At 44.0% G+C, this 16,980-nt stretch carries 17 protein-coding genes; 12 read left to right on the top strand and 5 right to left on the bottom strand.

Annotated features, from left to right (window positions below; translation table 11 throughout):
• Nucleotides 1-12: 12 nt before the first annotated feature.
• From L1D11_RS05460 to L1D11_RS05450, 3 genes are all read right to left on the bottom strand, one after another.
• On the bottom strand, nucleotides 13-561 hold the full coding sequence (locus tag L1D11_RS05460) for a peptidylprolyl isomerase (protein WP_239862181.1): 549 nt from the start codon (nucleotides 559-561) through the stop codon (nucleotides 13-15).
• On the bottom strand, nucleotides 561-1,130 hold the full coding sequence (locus L1D11_RS05455; protein WP_004737614.1) for a YajG family lipoprotein: 570 nt from the start codon (nucleotides 1,128-1,130) through the stop codon (nucleotides 561-563). The genes L1D11_RS05460 and L1D11_RS05455 overlap by 1 nt, the downstream gene beginning before the upstream one ends.
• A 67-nt stretch (nucleotides 1,131-1,197) precedes the next feature.
• Entirely contained in the window at nucleotides 1,198-2,349 is a 1,152-nt protein-coding gene (locus L1D11_RS05450; protein ID WP_239862179.1) for a methyltransferase, read from the bottom strand.
• 174 nt (nucleotides 2,350-2,523) lie between these two features.
• On the opposite strand from L1D11_RS05450, the gene bolA reads away from it, so the two are divergent.
• The 9 genes from bolA to nqrM all read left to right on the top strand — a co-directional run bounded on the left by bolA (nucleotide 2,524) and on the right by nqrM (nucleotide 10,643).
• Nucleotides 2,524-2,832, top strand: coding sequence for a transcriptional regulator BolA (gene bolA / locus L1D11_RS05445; protein WP_008223074.1), 309 nt, complete (start codon nucleotides 2,524-2,526; stop codon nucleotides 2,830-2,832).
• 521 nt (nucleotides 2,833-3,353) lie between these two features.
• Nucleotides 3,354-4,694: a Na(+)-translocating NADH-quinone reductase subunit A gene (locus L1D11_RS05440; RefSeq protein ID WP_239862176.1), complete on the top strand. Its 1,341-nt coding sequence runs from the start codon at nucleotides 3,354-3,356 to the stop codon at nucleotides 4,692-4,694.
• A gap of 5 nt (nucleotides 4,695-4,699) precedes the next feature.
• On the top strand, nucleotides 4,700-5,944 hold the full coding sequence (locus L1D11_RS05435) for an NADH:ubiquinone reductase (Na(+)-transporting) subunit B (RefSeq protein ID WP_076654630.1): 1,245 nt from the start codon (nucleotides 4,700-4,702) through the stop codon (nucleotides 5,942-5,944).
• Nucleotides 5,934-6,701, top strand: coding sequence for a Na(+)-translocating NADH-quinone reductase subunit C (locus L1D11_RS05430; protein ID WP_076654629.1), 768 nt, complete (start codon nucleotides 5,934-5,936; stop codon nucleotides 6,699-6,701). Before L1D11_RS05435 ends, L1D11_RS05430 begins: the two co-directional genes overlap by 11 nt.
• Nucleotides 6,701-7,333, top strand: a complete 633-nt coding sequence (locus L1D11_RS05425) for an NADH:ubiquinone reductase (Na(+)-transporting) subunit D (RefSeq protein ID WP_102423849.1) — start codon at nucleotides 6,701-6,703, stop codon at nucleotides 7,331-7,333. Before L1D11_RS05430 ends, L1D11_RS05425 begins: the two co-directional genes overlap by 1 nt.
• A 7-nt stretch (nucleotides 7,334-7,340) precedes the next feature.
• A complete protein-coding gene (nqrE, locus tag L1D11_RS05420; RefSeq protein ID WP_004737621.1) occupies nucleotides 7,341-7,937 on the top strand; it encodes an NADH:ubiquinone reductase (Na(+)-transporting) subunit E in 597 nt (198 codons plus the stop codon).
• Nucleotides 7,938-7,966: 29 nt separating this feature from the next.
• On the top strand, nucleotides 7,967-9,193 hold the full coding sequence (gene nqrF, locus L1D11_RS05415) for an NADH:ubiquinone reductase (Na(+)-transporting) subunit F (RefSeq protein ID WP_008223085.1): 1,227 nt from the start codon (nucleotides 7,967-7,969) through the stop codon (nucleotides 9,191-9,193).
• A gap of 174 nt (nucleotides 9,194-9,367) precedes the next feature.
• A complete protein-coding gene (locus tag L1D11_RS05410; RefSeq protein WP_239862174.1) occupies nucleotides 9,368-10,372 on the top strand; it encodes an FAD:protein FMN transferase in 1,005 nt (334 codons plus the stop codon).
• A gap of 16 nt (nucleotides 10,373-10,388) precedes the next feature.
• Entirely contained in the window at nucleotides 10,389-10,643 is a 255-nt protein-coding gene (gene nqrM / locus L1D11_RS05405; RefSeq protein WP_239832005.1) for a (Na+)-NQR maturation NqrM, read from the top strand.
• A gap of 111 nt (nucleotides 10,644-10,754) precedes the next feature.
• On the opposite strand, the gene L1D11_RS05400 is transcribed toward nqrM, so the two are convergent.
• The gene (locus tag L1D11_RS05400; RefSeq protein ID WP_239862172.1) at nucleotides 10,755-11,996 is read right to left on the bottom strand and encodes a diguanylate cyclase; all 1,242 of its coding nucleotides are present in this window, start codon (nucleotides 11,994-11,996) and stop codon (nucleotides 10,755-10,757) included.
• 162 nt (nucleotides 11,997-12,158) lie between these two features.
• Between L1D11_RS05400 and dinB the strand changes: the two genes are divergently transcribed.
• A complete protein-coding gene (gene dinB, locus L1D11_RS05395) occupies nucleotides 12,159-13,235 on the top strand; it encodes a DNA polymerase IV (RefSeq protein WP_239832032.1) in 1,077 nt (358 codons plus the stop codon).
• A gap of 74 nt (nucleotides 13,236-13,309) precedes the next feature.
• Here the strand turns inward: dinB and L1D11_RS05390 are convergent, their stop codons facing one another.
• Nucleotides 13,310-15,244: a RecQ family ATP-dependent DNA helicase gene (locus tag L1D11_RS05390; RefSeq protein ID WP_239862170.1), complete on the bottom strand. Its 1,935-nt coding sequence runs from the start codon at nucleotides 15,242-15,244 to the stop codon at nucleotides 13,310-13,312.
• Nucleotides 15,245-15,389: 145 nt separating this feature from the next.
• Between L1D11_RS05390 and L1D11_RS05385 the strand changes: the two genes are divergently transcribed.
• Both L1D11_RS05385 and L1D11_RS05380 read left to right on the top strand, forming a co-directional pair.
• Entirely contained in the window at nucleotides 15,390-15,863 is a 474-nt protein-coding gene (locus tag L1D11_RS05385) for a GreA/GreB family elongation factor (RefSeq protein ID WP_239862167.1), read from the top strand.
• Between the two features lie 88 nt (nucleotides 15,864-15,951).
• Nucleotides 15,952-16,728 (top strand): YggN family protein, encoded by a 777-nt coding sequence (locus L1D11_RS05380; RefSeq protein WP_105024451.1) that lies wholly within the window; start codon nucleotides 15,952-15,954, stop codon nucleotides 16,726-16,728.
• Nucleotides 16,729-16,980: the final 252 nt, after the last annotated feature.

Below are 16,980 nucleotides of genomic sequence, written 5' to 3'. Positions count from 1 at the left end.
CGTTGCTTTAGATTACTTTAGAAGAGTCACTTTCGTGATGATAATTGGATCAACAGGAATGTCTGCCATGCGTCCCATTCGCTTAGTTGGAATGGTTGCCATCTTTTGAATAACGTCAAAGCCTTCGGTTACTTTGCCAAATACTGCGTAACCTGGGTTGCCGCCTTTCGCGTTTAGGAAGTCGTTATCTGCATAGTTAATGTAAAACTGACGAGTCGCAGAGTCGGGTGCATTAGTACGAGCCATTGCGATGGTTGCTGTGTCATTTTTCAGACCATTGCTGCCTTCATTTTTGATCGGAGCATACGTTGCTTGTTGCTGCATGTCTTGATTGAAGCCGCCACCTTGCGCCATAAAACCAGGAATAATACGGTGGAAGATAGTGCCTTCGTAACTGCCGTCTGCTACGTATTTAAGAAAGTTCTCAGAACTAATTGGTGCTTGCTCTTGGTTTAGCTCGATTGTGAAGTTGCCTAGCGTCGTTTCCACGTTCACTTTAGGGCCAGCCCATACGCTCAAGTTCACTAACATTAGTGCGATAGAAGATAGAATACGACCCATTAGAAACGTTCCTTCATGTAAGTTTGCAGTTCTTGATCATTGGCGATCTCTTTAAGCACTAAGTCGATAACATCGTTAAGTACCATTGCGATATCGTCGTTTGATGCGCTTAATGCACCAGTGCGAGTTGCTGTACCATTGAATGTCTTGACCAGTTTACCCTCTGGTGTTTCAGCGGTAACTTCAAGTGTTACTTTACCGTCCATTTGGTTTTCCATAATGGTGTGTTCTACGGTAACTAAAGCTTCTTGAATCTCTAACACAACAGAGTTTTCGCTGTTTACGCTGGCACGAAAGCCTTGAGACTCAAATTGCTGTGCGATGGCGTTTTCTAGAGAAATGCGCATGTTTTGCTTAGCGTGAATTGGCTGAATGTTAGCGCGGCCGCTATCAACAAGTGCAACATATTGAGCAGCGCGAACATCTTTACTGGTTAGTGTGTAGGTTTTGCCTTGTACTAGGTTGCTTGAGCTTAGTGAAGCTTCTGGCATTACATTGATCTGTTCTTGCTGAGGGGCTGAACATGCTGTCAAAGCCATGATAGAAGCAGCCAAAATCAGTTTTTTCATTCCGTTATCCTTTCTAAATTCACACCAGAAGCTCGGTATTTTAAATTCTTATAAAGCAGTCTACTGCCTATTTGTTAAAATTAGCAGGTTCTCTTGTTGCTTGTAATATCTCAAATTTTTGGTTTAGTTCAAGCGTTTCAACGTTCGCTTCACCAAATAATCTTGCTAGTTTGACATCGTATCCGAGGTGTCGGTTGCCAATAACAATTAATTTGCCTCCATTGCTAAGAACATGCTTTGCATCACAGAACATTTGCCATGCAATGTGATCGGTAATCGCTTGTTGTTGATGGAATGGAGGGTTACACAAAACTAGGTATGTGCTGTTTTTCTTAAAACCGTCCAAACAGTTGTTAGCAATGAACTGGAAGTTGCCTTCTTCCCCAAGGTTATCTTTTACGTTTTGGCGCGCTGACTCTACGGCCATAAAGCTTTCATCGACACACGTAATACGAGCTTGCGGATTCAGTTGACCAGCTTTAACACTCAGTACACCGTTACCACAACCAAGATCGATGATATGACGTAATTCCGGATCTTGAGGGATATGCTCTAGCATATAGCGAGCGCCCTGATCGAGTGCTTCCCCTGAGTAAACATTTGGTAAATTTTTCAGGCGGATATCTTCACCATCAACGTCCCACTCAACGAATGGTTCAACTTTGTGAATAGGTTGACAGTTTGGAGATGAGAACACCAAACGGTGCTTTTTCTTCGCCAGTGATGTTTTGGTTTCACCCAAGTACTTTTCAAACAGATTCAGTGTTGATGTGTGAATCTCTTTTACCTTGTTGACACCGATCACTTGGCAGCCTTCCGGCAAAGCTTGGCGCAATTGACTCAGTTGCCACACCAAATGGCGGTTGGTTTTTGGTAGTTGCATCAGTACAAGATCGATACCGTGAGGGATATCATCCATCGTGTTTAAAAAGTTAACGCGATTGCACTGATTACGTTGTAAGTTTTTCAGGCCGCCACGATGAGAGATAAATGAGTCGCTCATCATGGTCACATCGTGATCTTTTGAGAACCAAGCGGATAGGGCACCAAAGCTGTCGTTTAAGATCAGAATGTGTTTGCCAGGTTCAAGGTTCATCTCTTCAACATGGTTAATAATGTATTCGTCGCCCGCATCCCAAGCTTGAAGCGTTTCATTTGAACGTTTAGGGAAACGGTTTAAGGTCAAAGTTCTATCGTGAAGGGTAAGTTCAGTTTTCATTACTTGGGATACTTATGTGAGAAATAACAAAGATATTGTCTCAAATGCGGGCTGAACAAGATAGGGAAAACTCGATTAAACCTATGCTGTTCGTTATTAAATACTCAGACAGCAGCCTTGTTAGGGTTTATACTCACCCCACAGATAATGCCAACCCGTTATTAAGGAATCACAATGATCCAAGAAGTTATCGAAACAAAATTGCACAATGAGTTTTCACCAAGTCACTTGAATGTGGTTAATGAGAGCTATATGCACAATGTTCCGGCTGGTTCTGAGAGTCATTTTAAGGTGATTGTTGTGAGCGATGCGTTTGAAGGCTTGCGTCTTATTGCTCGTCATCGAGCGGTAAATAAAGCACTTTCAGAAGAGCTAGCGAACAATATTCACGCTTTATCTATTCACACTTATACAAAAGATGAATGGTTGAAGCAGCTAGATAACGTGCCAGACAGCCCAATGTGTATGGGTGGGGGCAAGTAATAGATTTAATACATATAAAAAGAGGTGGCTATGCCGCCTTTTGTATCGCCCAAATTATCTGTTTTTTGCCGTTGTATCACTCAAACTGATGGCAAATTAAATGTCTAAAAATACCTACAATGAGTAGTGTTTTTATTAACAGTGCTTCAACATAACTCATAAAATATAAGTTTGTGACAGAGTGTTAATCTCTTGTTTAAAACACCTTTCATAAGCCAATTTATCTGTGCGGCTCGTCAAATTTATATATATTTAAGAGTCCATACGCTTCAATTCTCACCAAATAAACGTGCTATTCAAGTTATTGGTCATGGCATCAAGATGCCAAAAAATGCTAGAATACGCCACCTGATAAATCTCACATGATTTTTGTGAGAGTTTTATTGAGATAATGTTGCGATTTTGGTATCTCAAATTTACCAAAACCGGACACTGTAATGTCGTGTCTAAGGGCGATTTTAAACGTCCTGAATTTACGCAATTAAAAGAATCTTTTTCCCGATAAAGTAGTGCAAGTGCGTATGATTACAATAAAGAAGGGTTTGGATCTTCCTATCGCAGGAACTCCATCCCAGGTGATTAATGATGGTAAGTCCATCACTAAAGTCGCCTTGCTTGGCGAAGAGTACGTTGGTATGCGTCCTACGATGCATGCTCGCGTTGGTGATGAAGTGAAGAAAGGCCAAGTTCTTTTTGCAGATAAAAAGAACCCAGGTGTTGTATTTACTTCTCCAGCAAGCGGTAAAGTTATTGAAGTTAACCGTGGTGCTAAGCGTGTACTTCAATCAGTAGTGATTGAAGTAGCAGGCAATGAGCAGATCACGTTCAATAGTTATGAAGCTAACCATCTAGCAAGTCTTGACCGTGAAACGGTTAAAAATCAGTTAGTTGAGTCTGGCGCATGGACCGCTTTGCGAACTCGTCCGTTCAGCAAGGTTCCAGCAATTAATTCTGAAACTCAGGCTATTTTCGTAACTGCTATGGATACAAACCCGCTAGCAGCTGAGCCAGAATTAATCATTAACGAGCAGTCTGATGCTTTCGTTGCTGGTTTAGATCTTCTTTCAACTCTGACTAACGGTAAAGTGTACGTTTGTAAAAAAGGTACTAGCTTACCTCGTTCAGCTCAGTCTAACGTTGAAGAACATGTTTTTGATGGCCCACACCCTGCAGGTCTTGCAGGCACGCATATGCATTACCTATACCCGGTAAATGCACAAAATGTAGCGTGGAGCATTAACTACCAAGACGTTATCGCATTCGGTAAGCTTTTCCTTACTGGTGAGATTTACTCTGAGCGTGTTGTTTCTCTGGCTGGTCCAGTAGTGAACAACCCACGCCTAGTTCGTACTCAAATTGGTGCTAGCCTTGAAGAGTTGACGGACAGCGAGTTGATGCCAGGTGAAGTTCGCCTGATCTCAGGTTCAGTATTATCTGGTGTTCACGCTTCAGGTCCACATGCTTACCTTGGCCGTTACCATCAACAGGTTTCGGTTCTTCGTGAAGGTCGTGATAAAGAGCTATTCGGCTGGGCTATGCCTGGTAAGAACAAGTTCTCTGTTACTCGTTCATTCCTTGGTCACGTGTTTAAAGGTCAGTTGTTCAACATGACAACGACTACAAACGGTAGTGATCGCTCTATGGTTCCAATTGGTAACTACGAGAAAGTAATGCCATTAGATATGGAGCCTACTTTGCTGCTTCGCGATCTATGTGCTGGCGACGTTGATAGTGCACAAGCACTTGGTGCGCTAGAGCTAGATGAAGAAGATTTAGCACTGTGTACCTTTGTATGTCCTGGTAAGTACGAGTACGGTCAGTTACTTCGTGAATGCCTAGATACAATTGTGAAGGAAGGGTAATTTTCATGGGCCTTAAAAAGTTTATTGAAGACATCGAGCATCATTTTGAACCAGGTGGTAAACACGAAACGTGGTTTGCGCTTTACGAAGCTGCAGCAACACTTTTCTACACACCAGGTACAGTTACAAAGAAAAGCTCGCATGTCCGTGATAGCGTTGACTTAAAACGTATCATGATCATGGTTTGGCTTGCGGTATTCCCAGCAATGTTCTGGGGTATGTACAACGCAGGTGGTCAAGCTATTGCAGCACTAAACCACATGTACTCAGGTGCAGAATTAGTTTCTATCATTGATGGTAACTGGCACTACTGGCTAACCGAAATGCTTGGAGCCTCCTTAGGAGCCGATGCTGGTTGGGGCAGTAAGATGCTCTTGGGTGCGACTTACTTCTTACCTATCTACGCGACGGTCTTTATCGTTGGTGGTTTCTGGGAAGTACTGTTCTGTATGGTGCGTAAGCACGAAGTAAACGAAGGTTTCTTTGTTACTTCTATCCTGTTCGCGCTTATCGTTCCGCCAACACTTCCTCTATGGCAAGCGGCACTAGGTATTACCTTTGGTGTTGTGGTTGCGAAAGAGATCTTCGGTGGTACGGGTCGTAACTTCCTAAACCCTGCACTTGCTGGTCGTGCGTTCCTTTTCTTTGCATACCCTGCACAGATTTCAGGTGACGTAGTTTGGACTGCTGCAGATGGTTTCTCTGGTGCAACTGCTCTTAGCCAATGGGCTCAAGGCGGCGGTAGCGCACTAATGAACGTAACATCTGGTGAAGCAATCACTTGGATGGACGCTTTCATTGGTAACATTCCAGGTTCTATCGGTGAAGTATCAACGCTTGCACTTATGATCGGTGCTGCAATGATTGTATACATGGGCATTGCTTCATGGCGCATCATTGCTGGTGTTATGATCGGTATGATTGCTGTATCAACATTGTTTAACGTGATCGGTTCTGACACGAATGCAATGTTCAGCATGCCTTGGCACTGGCACCTAGTTCTAGGTGGCTTCGCATTTGGTATGTTCTTCATGGCAACAGACCCTGTATCAGCGTCATTTACCAACGGTGGTAAATGGTGGTACGGCATCCTAATCGGCGCAATGTGTGTAATGATTCGTGTAGTTAACCCTGCATACCCAGAAGGCATGATGCTTGCGATTCTATTCGCAAACCTATTTGCTCCTCTGTTTGACCACGTTGTAATCGAGAAGAACATTAAGCGGAGACTAGCGCGCTATGGCAAGTAATAACGATAGCATTAAAAAGACGCTGTTTGTTGTTATCGCATTGAGCTTAGTGTGCTCAATCATCGTTTCAACAGCTGCAGTTGTTCTTAAACCTAAGCAACAAGCTAACGCGGTTCTGGATCAGCAAACTAAGATCCTTGAAGTTGCAGGCATTGAACTTGCGGGTAATATTCCAGCACTGTACGCAGAGAACATTGAACCTCGTCTAGTTGATTTCGCTACTGGCGATTTCGTTGACGGCGATGCTGCTGCATACGACCAACGTAAAGCGGCAAAAGATCCAGCTCAGTCAATCAAGCTTTCAGCTGAAGATGACATCGCTAAGATCCTTCGTCGTGCTAACACGGGTACTGTATACCTAGTGAAAGATGGCGCTGAAACTTCTAAAGTTATCATCCCTGTTCACGGTAACGGTCTATGGTCAATGATGTACGCATTCGTTGCGGTAGAAACTGATGGCAACACAGTTTCTGGTATCACTTACTACGAGCAAGGTGAAACTCCTGGACTTGGTGGTGAAGTTGAGAACCCAACTTGGCGTGCTCAATTCGTTGGTAAGAAATTATTCGACGAAAACCACAAACCTGCTATTCAGGTTGTTAAAGGTGGCGCTCCTCAAGGTTCTGAGCACGGTGTAGATGGCCTTTCTGGTGCGACACTGACTAGCGTTGGTGTTCAACATACATTTGACTTCTGGTTAGGTGATATGGGCTTTGGTCCGTTCCTAGCAAAAGTTCGTGACGGAGGTCTGAACTAATGTCTAGTGCAAAAGAAATTAAAAAGAGCATCTTAGCGCCGGTGTTGGACAACAACCCAATCGCGCTACAGGTTCTTGGTGTGTGTTCTGCTCTTGCGGTAACCACTAAGCTAGAAACAGCATTTGTTATGACTATCGCGGTAATGTTCGTTACTGCTCTGTCTAACTTCTTCGTTTCTTTGATCCGTAACCACATTCCTAACAGTGTGCGTATCATCGTTCAGATGGCAATTATCGCATCGTTAGTAATCGTGGTAGACCAAGTGCTTAAAGCATACCTATACGATATCTCTAAGCAGCTATCTGTATTCGTAGGCCTAATCATTACTAACTGTATTGTAATGGGTCGTGCTGAAGCATTCGCAATGAAGTCTGCACCAATCCCATCTCTAATCGATGGTCTTGGTAACGGTCTTGGTTACGGTTTCGTTCTTATCACTGTTGGTTTCTTCCGTGAGCTTCTAGGCTCTGGCAAACTATTTGGTATGGAAGTACTACCTCTAGTGAGCAACGGTGGTTGGTATCAGCCAAACGGCTTGATGCTTCTAGCACCTTCTGCATTCTTCCTAATTGGTTTCTTGATTTGGGCGATTCGTACGTTCAAACCAGAGCAAGTAGAAGCGAAGGGGTAAGGTAGTCATGGAACATTATATTAGTCTGCTAGTTAAATCGATTTTCATCGAAAACATGGCGCTTTCTTTCTTCCTAGGTATGTGTACATTCCTAGCGGTATCTAAGAAAGTTAAAACTTCTTTTGGTCTTGGTGTTGCGGTAGTTGTAGTACTTACAATCGCTGTTCCTGTGAACAACCTTGTTTACACAAACATTCTGAAAGAAAACGCGCTTGTTGAAGGTGTCGATTTAAGTTTCCTTAACTTCATCGCATTCATCGGTGTTATCGCGGCACTTGTACAAATCCTAGAGATGGTTCTAGACCGTTTCTTCCCACCTTTGTACAACGCACTAGGTATCTTCCTTCCACTGATCACAGTTAACTGTGCAATCTTTGGTGGTGTATCTTTCATGGTAACTCGTGACTACAACTTTGCTGAATCTGTTGTTTACGGCTTCGGTTCTGGTGTGGGTTGGATGTTAGCTATCGTTGCTCTTGCGGGTATCCGTGAGAAGATGAAGTACTCTGACGTACCTCCAGGTCTACGTGGCCTTGGTATCACGTTCATTACTGTTGGTCTGATGGCGTTAGGCTTTATGTCTTTCTCTGGTGTTCAACTGTAGGGTAAGCACCCAGTAATAAGGAATAACAAATGCAAAGCATTATTCTTGGCGTAGCGATGTTTACCATTATTGTATTGGCTCTAGTACTAGTGATTCTTTTCGCTAAGTCTAAGCTGGTACCATCAGGTGACATCACTATTTCAGTAAACGGCGACCCTGAAAAGGCGATCGTTACTCAACCTGGTAGCAAGCTACTTGGTGCCCTAGCTGGCGCTGGTATCTTCGTATCTTCTGCTTGTGGTGGCGGTGGCTCTTGTGGTCAGTGTCGTGTAAAAGTTAAGTCTGGTGGTGGCGACATCCTACCAACTGAACTTGACCACATCACTAAAGGCGAAGCTCGCGAAGGCGAACGTCTTGCATGTCAAGTTGCTATGAAAACTGACATGGAGATTGAACTAGACGAAGATATCTTTGGTGTTAAAAAGTGGGAATGTACTGTTATCTCGAATAACAACGAAGCTACTTTCATCAAAGAACTTGCTCTAGCAATCCCTGAAGGTGAAGAAGTACCGTTCCGCGCGGGTGGTTACATTCAGATTGAAGCTGAACCACATCACGTGAAATACGCAGATTACGATATTCCTGAGGAATACCGTGGTGACTGGGATAAGTTCAACTTGTTCCGTTACGAGTCTATCGTTAAAGAGCATTCGATCCGTGCTTACTCTATGGCTTCATACCCAGAAGAGAAAGGCATCATCAAGCTTAACGTGCGTATCGCAACTCCGCCGCCAAACAACCCTGACGTAGCTCCTGGTGTGATGTCTTCATACATCTGGTCTCTTAAAGAAGGCGACAAATGTACTATTTCTGGTCCATTTGGTGAGTTCTTTGCTAAAGACACAGACAATGAAATGGTATTCATCGGTGGTGGTGCAGGTATGGCGCCAATGCGTTCACATATCTTCGACCAACTTAAGCGTCTTAAGTCTACTCGTAAGATGTCTTACTGGTACGGTGCACGTTCTAAGCGTGAGATGTTCTACATTGAAGATTTCGATGGCCTAGCGGCTGCAAACGAGAACTTTGTGTGGCACTGTGCACTGTCTGATCCTCAACCTGAGGACAACTGGGATGGTTACACAGGTTTCATCCACAACGTATTGTACGAAAACTACCTGAAGGATCACGAAGCTCCTGAAGACTGTGAGTACTACATGTGTGGTCCACCAATGATGAACGCGGCTGTTATCGGCATGCTGAAAGACCTTGGTGTAGAAGATGAAAATATCCTACTAGATGACTTCGGTGGTTAATCCACTTAAGTGATTGATATTATGGCTGACTCTCGCGAGTCAGCCATTTGTTTTTCTAAGACTATTTTTGACAACATACTGGCTTATATAAGAAAGAGTAAGGCATTCAAAATACCTATTTTTTACTCTTATTTTTCCTTATATAAATCCTTAACATTAGACAGGAGTAAGCAAGTGAGAATTTGGCTTGTTGCATTAACTTCTTTGATTTTTCTTGCGGGCTGTGAGCAGGCAAGAGAGCAAGTGCATTTAAGTGGCCCAACAATGGGCACGAGTTACAATATTAAATACATCAATGGTGATGAATTTCCTGAGTCTAATGAAGTTCATACTGAGATCGATCGTCTACTTGAAGAAGTGAATGATCAAATGTCGACTTACCGTGAAGACTCAGAGCTGAGCCGTTTTAACCAACATAAAGGTGCAGACGCATTCGAAGTCTCTGAACAAACGGCAATCGTTGTGAAAGAAGCGATTCGTTTGAACGGTCTTACTGAAGGTGCGTTAGATGTTACGGTTGGTCCATTAGTTAATCTGTGGGGGTTTGGTCCTGAAGCTCGTCCGGAAGTGGTTCCATCAGATGAAGAGCTTGCTGCTCGTAAAGCTAAGGTTGGTATTCACCACTTGAGCGTTGAAGGCAACAAGCTAACTAAAGACCTGCCTAATTTGTATGTCGACCTGTCAACCATTGCAAAAGGTTGGGGCGTTGATGTTGTTGCTGATTACCTTGATTCAATTGGCATTCATAACTACATGGTAGAGGTAGGCGGTGAGATCCGCTTGAAGGGCCTTAACCGTGAAAGTGTAGGCTGGCGTATTGCCATTGAGAAGCCAAGTGTTGACGAGCGCAACATTCAAGAGATCATCGAACCTGGTGATATGGCGGTCGCAACGTCTGGTGACTACCGCAACTATTTTGAGCATGATGGTGTTCGTTACTCACACATCATCAACCCAGAAACAGGAAAGCCTCTTCATCATAAAGTGGTTTCTGTGACTGTTTTAAACCCGTCTTCAATGACTGCAGACGGCTTATCTACGGGCCTTATGGTCTTAGGTGAGGAAAAAGGAATGGAAGTCGCAAACCAACATAACATCCCAGTGTTCATGGTGGTAAAAACAGCAGATGGCTTTAAAGAAATTGCTTCTGAAGCATTTAAGCCATACTTAGGTAAATAAGGTAAGCGAGATAATTATGAATACATTTCTGATTACATTTGGTGTTTTTCTTGCAGTAATCGCAGCGATGTCAATTGGCTACATTATCCAAAAGAAAGTTGTGAAAGGTAGCTGTGGTGGCTTAGGGGCTGTTGGTATTGATAAAGTATGTAACTGTCCTGAACCTTGTGACGCGCGTAAGAAGCGTGAAGCACGTGAAGCTTACCGTGAAGAGAAGCTGGCTGAGCGTCAGCAAAAAGAAGCCGCTTGGAATAAAGATCGTATTGCTTAATCAGCGATACTGATTGGGAGCGAAATAAGCTCTCCAAGAACAAAAGCCCAAAGCATATGTCTTGGGCTTTTTTGTTTTACGCTAATTGGATTCATGCTTAGAAAGGTTCAGCTACTCGTTAACTAACTGAAGATTATTGCGAGCGCACACTAGCTGGTTTCGACCTTGTTCTTTAGCGGTATAAAGCAGTTCGTCGGCGGCTTTTATCTGTTCATCTAAAGAGCCCACTTGATCAGTTACCCCAATGCTCATGGTTACTTTAATGATTTGTGAATCATGCATCACTTGGTGACTTTCAATTGCGTCTCTCATGGATTCCAACGCTTCCACAAACTGTTCAAATGGGCCGCAAGATTGAATGCAAAACTCTTCTCCGCCAAAACGAACGGGTAAGTCATCTTTAAAGTGTTGCTTGATAATTTTTCCAACTTCAATCAACACCGCATCACCACCATCGTGACCATAGGTATCGTTCACTTTTTTAAAGAAGTCGATATCCATCATTGCAATATTGCGTTCTTCACAACCCTTGCTCGTCTGGTTAAAGAGATAACGACGGTTCCATAGGCCCGTAAGGGCATCCTCGTTAGCATGGCGAAACAGCTCACTCGTCGCTTCTTTCATATCGAGGAGTTGATGAATTCGACAGAAGAACTCTTCTTGATTAAAGGGCTTATAGAGGAAGTCATTGGCACCAGCTTTCAGGAAGCGAGCGGTCATGGTACGGTCATCGCTGCCTGATAGGCCAAGGATAGCGAGTTGGTTTCGGTCGTGGTGCACTCGAATATCGCGGGTCATCGCGATACCGTCTTTGTTTGGCATATCGTGGTCAGTGACCACAACAGTGATATCAGGATCGTTTTTCAGAAGTGCGAGCGCTTGCTCTCCATCTTCTGCCTGAACGGTTTGAATATATTGGTGTTCAAGAAGTTGAACGACATATCGACGAACCACTGCAGAATCGTCAACAACCAGAGCTTTATGGTGTCGGTTATTCGAGATTCGTTTTACAAGCGGTAGTAAGTAACTAACCGATGACATGCTGTCTTTTAGGATGTAATCCAACACACCTTTAGCCAGTACTTGTTCTCGTAGGGTGTTGTTGAACATGCCGGTAAGTACGATGATCTTTTGCTGATAGCCGAGCACCAAATCAATGATCTCGCCATCTTGGCCGTCAGGTAGGCAATAGTCGAGTACGGCACACAAGAAGTCTGTCTCTTGCTCTAAGATAGCTTTGGCTTCAGCCACCGATTCTGCGAGCGCAACTTCATAGCCATCGTTTTTAAATTGCTGGTAAAGGTAGTTTCTGAATGCGCGACTGTCCTCTACTACTAGTATTTTTTCACTCAAAAGCTATCCCTACTTATAGACTAAATACTCCTAACAATACTATCAGAAGAGTAGGTGGCGATTGAAGCTAAACCTGTTAAGTTGGACTCCAGATCATTTTAAAACCAACAATTATCCATTATACTGTTCATAGATACAGTTGTAAGGTTGAGTTACTGGTTAATGTGTAGTGCGGACCAAGAGAAAGTGAGAAAAATAATCCATGTCGATATGGACTGTTTTTACGCAGCTGTAGAAATGCGAGATACCCCGGCTTACCGTAATCGACCGTTAGCCGTAGGCGGGCATGAAAAGCAGCGTGGTGTGCTCAGCACATGCAATTATGAAGCGCGTAAGTTTGGTGTTCGCTCGGCCATGCCGACAGCTAAAGCGCTACAACTCTGTCCTAACTTGTTAGTGGTACCGGGAAGAATGTCGGTTTATGTCGAGATCTCTAAAAAGATCCGTGAGATTTTCTCTCGGTATACTTCGGTGATCGAGCCGTTGTCGTTGGATGAAGCATTTCTTGATGTGACCGACTCAAAGCAGTGTCATGGTTCGGCAACGTTGATAGCAGAGTCTATTCGTCGTGATATCTGGAATGAACTCAATTTAACAGCGTCGGCCGGTATTGCTCCGATAAAGTTTTTGGCGAAAGTGGCTTCGGATATGAATAAGCCCAACGGGCAATTCGTTATCCCTCCAAAAGACGTGCAAGCGGTGATTGATGAGCTACCACTTGAAAAGATCCCCGGCGTCGGCAAGGTGAGCATTGAAAAGCTTCACCAAGCGGGTTTTTTTACCTGCAAGGATATAAAAGAGTCTGACTATCGCGATCTATTACTTACATTTGGTCGCCAGGGTGCCTCACTGTGGAAGCGCAGCCATGGTATCGATGAGCGAGAAGTCATTGTCGAGCGTGAGCGAAAGTCTGTAGGGGTTGAGCGAACCTTTACCCAAAACATATCGACTTACGCCGAGTGTTGGCAGGTGATAGAAGACAAGCTGTTTCCTGAGCTTGAAACTCGATTGGAAAAAGCGAGCCCAAGCAAAGCGATCATTAAGCAGGGTATTAAGCTCAAATTCGCTGATTTCCAACAAACCACTATAGAGCATATTCATGCTTCTCTAGACCGTGAACACTTCAAAGAGCTGTTAAGTGAAATACTCAAAAGACAGCAAGGACGAGAGATACGCTTACTGGGTTTGAGTGTGATGTTGCAACCCAAGGATCAAATGCGTCAGCTGAGCTTTTTCTAAAGACAGAGATTGGCGAGTGCTTTTCATAAAAACCGACTTAGCTTTGCGGCCTAGTCGGTTTTTATCGTTTAGGGTTATCTTGGAAGCTGTTTTACGCGCGCTAAGGTGTCGGCGAAAGGTTGTTGCTCTAACTTTCCGTAGCCAGCCATTTTGCTTGCTTTAAGCTTGGTCGAAAGTGGTGTGGCGATTCCACAAAGAAAACGAGTGATGGCTTCATCGGTTATCAGTTGTTGGCTTGCAGAAATAAACTCATGAATCCATGTCATGACTGTCTCATCATCGACTGATTCAACATCAACGCTTGGCAAGGTTGCTACTTGACCGCGGCATACGGAGCAGTGACCGCAGGCTTTTGGCGCTTCGTTGTCTGCAAAGTAGCTTGCTAGGCGCGAGCTTAGGCAGGAGTCAGCCTCAAAGAAGCTCAGCATTTGATTAAGACGATTTATCTCGCTGTTCTCTTTTGCTTTAAACAAGTCAGTGAGTCGCTCAGACAACTGCATCATCTCTTCAGAAGTATTGTGGATCGCGTAAACATCGGTGATCTGTTTACTTTCGAGTTCAATCCAGCCCTGCTCATTAAAGTAATCGATAGCAGCAATTACGCGTTGACGATCAGCTTGGAAGTGAGTCCAAAGTGCTTCGAAGTCGACCTGGCACCAAACTCTCGCTTGCGGTGAACACTGGAAGATCGCTTCAACAAAGTTACGACGTTCGCCTTGGAATTGCTCGCAGATCTGCTGTTTAGGGCGAATGAACTTAAATTTGTAGTCCGCAAAGTAGCTGTACTTCGGCTCAATCACGCCTTCAATTTCGAGGTAAACCAGCAGTGTTTTAAGCGGCAGCTGGCGAATGTTAGATTCACGCGAAAGTTGGTTAAGCATGATTTCCCATTGATTGGCACCAGATGGCCCAATGTTTTGGTTTTCGTAGATCTCTTTCAATACTGCTTGGATGGATATGTTGTCCGGTGTATCGCCAAACACGAAGTTCTCAAGTGTGCTCAAGCCATGTTTGTTAGCTAGTAAAATACACTCAGAAGCTTGTCCATCACGACCAGCTCTTCCTATCTCTTGGGAGTAGTTCTCTATCGATTTTGGTAAGTCAAAATGAATCACTCGGCGGATATTTGATTTGTCCACACCCATGCCAAATGCAATCGTCGCCACAATACAGTGCACGTCATCATTCATGAATTGCTGTTGAATGGCATCTCTGTTTTCTGGTTTAAGACCGGCGTGATAAGCCACAGCGTTAACCCCGGCATTGCGGAGCTGTTGAGCAACCATTTCTGCCGTTTGTTGCAGAGTGACATAGACAATTGTGGGTGCTTGCGCCGCTTGGTTGACCACATTACACAAGCTTTCTAACTTGTTAGCTTGTTCGCATGGCTGAATAGATAGGTCGAGGTTTTGACGATAGAAGCCAGTGACCACAACCCGATCTTCATCGATATCGAACTTAGACTTCATATCTTGAATAACAGATGTTGTGGCGGTCGCTGTGAGCAGCAGCACCTGTGGAATATTAAGCTGCTTTTGATATTGAGGCAGCTTAAGGTAGTCTGGTCTGAAGTTGTGGCCCCATTCCGAGATACAGTGCGCTTCATCGACCACAAGCAACGAGATAGGCACTTGGGAAATAAACTGGCGAAAGCGTTCGTTCTTTAGTCGCTCGACTGAGATCATCAGGATCTTTGTGTCTCCGTTGCGTACGGATTGCATTACTTGCTGGGTGGTTTGCCTGTCTTGGCTTGATTCGATTGCAGCCGCGCTGATGCCTTTGCTGTGTAGGAAAGCGAGTTGGTCTTTCATCAAGGCGAGCAGTGGCGATATCACCAAGGTAAGGTGGGGCAACTCTAAAGCGGGTAGCTGATAACAGAGTGATTTCCCCGAACCTGTCGGGAATATTGCCGCTGTCGAGTGACCAGATAGAACATTATCAATGACTTGCTTCTGTCCGTTTCTCAGTGAATCGAATCCGAATACTTGTTTTAGCTTCTGCTCAATCATTTGTGTTCTACCTGAATTAATAAGTGTTGTCTTGATGCTAAAGCGAGCACTGATTGATGATAGCGTCACTTGAGGTATCAAATCTCTTGCACCTGATTGTACCTAATTCTATTCTGTAGCTCCTATAGAAAAGCACCCCAATAGTATGAATAAGTCTGAGCTCCGCCAAATAATCTTAGATCAACTTGAATCCCGACTACGTATCGCGCAGTCCGCTACACAGCGCGCCATTGATGCTGCGACTGATGAAGAGACGGTCCCTGAACACAAGTACGATACGTTGGCGTTAGAAGCCTCGTACCTTGCTCACGGACAAGCGGTTAGGGTGCAAGAGTGCGAAGAGGATATTCAGTGTTACCGAAACCTAGTTTTACGTGACAGTGAGAAGGTAACAGTGAGTAGCTACGTTGTGGTGATTGACGAGCACGATCAATATAAGCATTTTTTCATGGGGCCAAGGGTCGGTGGGCTTTCTGTTACCTGGAACGGTAATGAGGTATCTATTGTGACTGCGAATGCGCCTTTTGGTCGGGCTCTTATGGGGAAAGAAGTCGGCGACGAGATTGAGTTTAGCGTTGCTGATAAACCGTTTTGTTACGAAGTGGTTTCTATTGATTGAGCTCTGAGTGAATTGATATAAAACCTTGCCCTGACAAAGAAGCATAAACTCGGGGTATAGTAATCTGGCAGATTGATGAGAGGATGTTATGAAAAGCAATGTATTTATGAAAAACAGTGTATTAATTGCATCGTTAACAGCGGCGATCTCTGTTGTGAGCCTGCCAACATTTGCAGCTCAATGTCGAGTTGATTTGAAGAATGAGTTGCGAATCGATGACCAAAAAGTCGAAATTCATCAGGTAAATGGTGATACAGCCGTATTCGATGATAACAACGATCTCTATATCCATGGCGAGAAAGTCGAGCTTGATGCTGACCAACAAGCGGCGATTGAAAAATATCGCGAGAGTATGAGTGAGTACATACCGCGAGCTAAGCAGATGGCGAGCGAAAGTCTCGCATTAGCCAATGATGTGATTGATGATATTGCTGTCAGCTTGGACTCTCCAGAATCGTTTGATAACGTAAAAGAGTCGATGAAAACGTTTTTCGCAGACCTAGAGGCCCGCTACTACAAAGACGGCGAGTTGGTTTTGCCTGCAGACAGCTTTGAGTCGATGGCCAATGGTTGGTCTGAAGACTTCGAAAAAGCTAAAGAGATCTTTAACCAAGAATTTATTTCTAGTGCTTTTAATGCCATGTCAGAAAAGATGAAGCAAGAAGGCGGACTCAACCTGACGGAATTGACAGACAGCATGGCTGAACTCAAGCTGAAAGTTGAAGAGCGAATGAAGCAGCATGCCAAGCAGATGGAAGAAGAAAGCGCAGAGTTCTGTGATTCTCTTGATGAGATGGCAGAACAAGAGCAAGAGCTACATGAAATCATTCCGAACCTAAAAGATTATCAAGTATTCACGATTTAATTCGAGTCTAGTGATGAATAGCAAGAGCACCGATGGGTGCTCTTTTTGTTTGTATTGTTTGCCTCACGATCAGTATCCGATTTGATGATGGGGGGTACTGATAATCCTCATATACCCGCTTGTGGTAAATTATTGAACTGGATTTTTGTTAATTTTGTGGTTCTAAATGGTGCATTGATTGTAAAAATTAGAGAATTGTTCATTTATTGGTTGTGTCTATCATTGCTTTTTATTACTGTACTACTCAACTAG

The organism is Vibrio sp. Isolate32, assembly GCF_022397955.1.
Classification (GTDB): Bacteria; Pseudomonadota; Gammaproteobacteria; order Enterobacterales; family Vibrionaceae; genus Vibrio.
The sequence above is the reverse complement of the archived record's forward strand: the minus strand, read 5'-3'. Positions and strand labels throughout refer to the sequence as shown.

Excerpts from the sequence above, each read along its gene's own strand:
- L1D11_RS05460 (WP_239862181.1), bottom strand. The coding sequence starts at position 561 with ATGGGTCGTATTCTATCTTCTATCGCACTAATGTTAGTGAACTTGAGC.
- L1D11_RS05455 (WP_004737614.1), bottom strand. The coding sequence starts at position 1,130 with ATGAAAAAACTGATTTTGGCTGCTTCTATCATGGCTTTGACAGCATGT.
- L1D11_RS05450 (WP_239862179.1), bottom strand. The coding sequence starts at position 2,349 with ATGAAAACTGAACTTACCCTTCACGATAGAACTTTGACCTTAAACCGT.
- bolA (WP_008223074.1), top strand. The coding sequence starts at position 2,524 with ATGATCCAAGAAGTTATCGAAACAAAATTGCACAATGAGTTTTCACCA.
- L1D11_RS05440 (WP_239862176.1), top strand. The coding sequence starts at position 3,354 with ATGATTACAATAAAGAAGGGTTTGGATCTTCCTATCGCAGGAACTCCA.
- L1D11_RS05435 (WP_076654630.1), top strand. The coding sequence starts at position 4,700 with ATGGGCCTTAAAAAGTTTATTGAAGACATCGAGCATCATTTTGAACCA.
- L1D11_RS05430 (WP_076654629.1), top strand. The coding sequence starts at position 5,934 with ATGGCAAGTAATAACGATAGCATTAAAAAGACGCTGTTTGTTGTTATC.
- L1D11_RS05425 (WP_102423849.1), top strand. The coding sequence starts at position 6,701 with ATGTCTAGTGCAAAAGAAATTAAAAAGAGCATCTTAGCGCCGGTGTTG.
- nqrE (WP_004737621.1), top strand. The coding sequence starts at position 7,341 with ATGGAACATTATATTAGTCTGCTAGTTAAATCGATTTTCATCGAAAAC.
- nqrF (WP_008223085.1), top strand. The coding sequence starts at position 7,967 with ATGCAAAGCATTATTCTTGGCGTAGCGATGTTTACCATTATTGTATTG.
- nqrM (WP_239832005.1), top strand. The coding sequence starts at position 10,389 with ATGAATACATTTCTGATTACATTTGGTGTTTTTCTTGCAGTAATCGCA.
- dinB (WP_239832032.1), top strand. The coding sequence starts at position 12,159 with ATGTGTAGTGCGGACCAAGAGAAAGTGAGAAAAATAATCCATGTCGAT.
- L1D11_RS05390 (WP_239862170.1), bottom strand. The coding sequence starts at position 15,244 with ATGATTGAGCAGAAGCTAAAACAAGTATTCGGATTCGATTCACTGAGA.
- L1D11_RS05385 (WP_239862167.1), top strand. The coding sequence starts at position 15,390 with ATGAATAAGTCTGAGCTCCGCCAAATAATCTTAGATCAACTTGAATCC.
- L1D11_RS05380 (WP_105024451.1), top strand. The coding sequence starts at position 15,952 with ATGAAAAGCAATGTATTTATGAAAAACAGTGTATTAATTGCATCGTTA.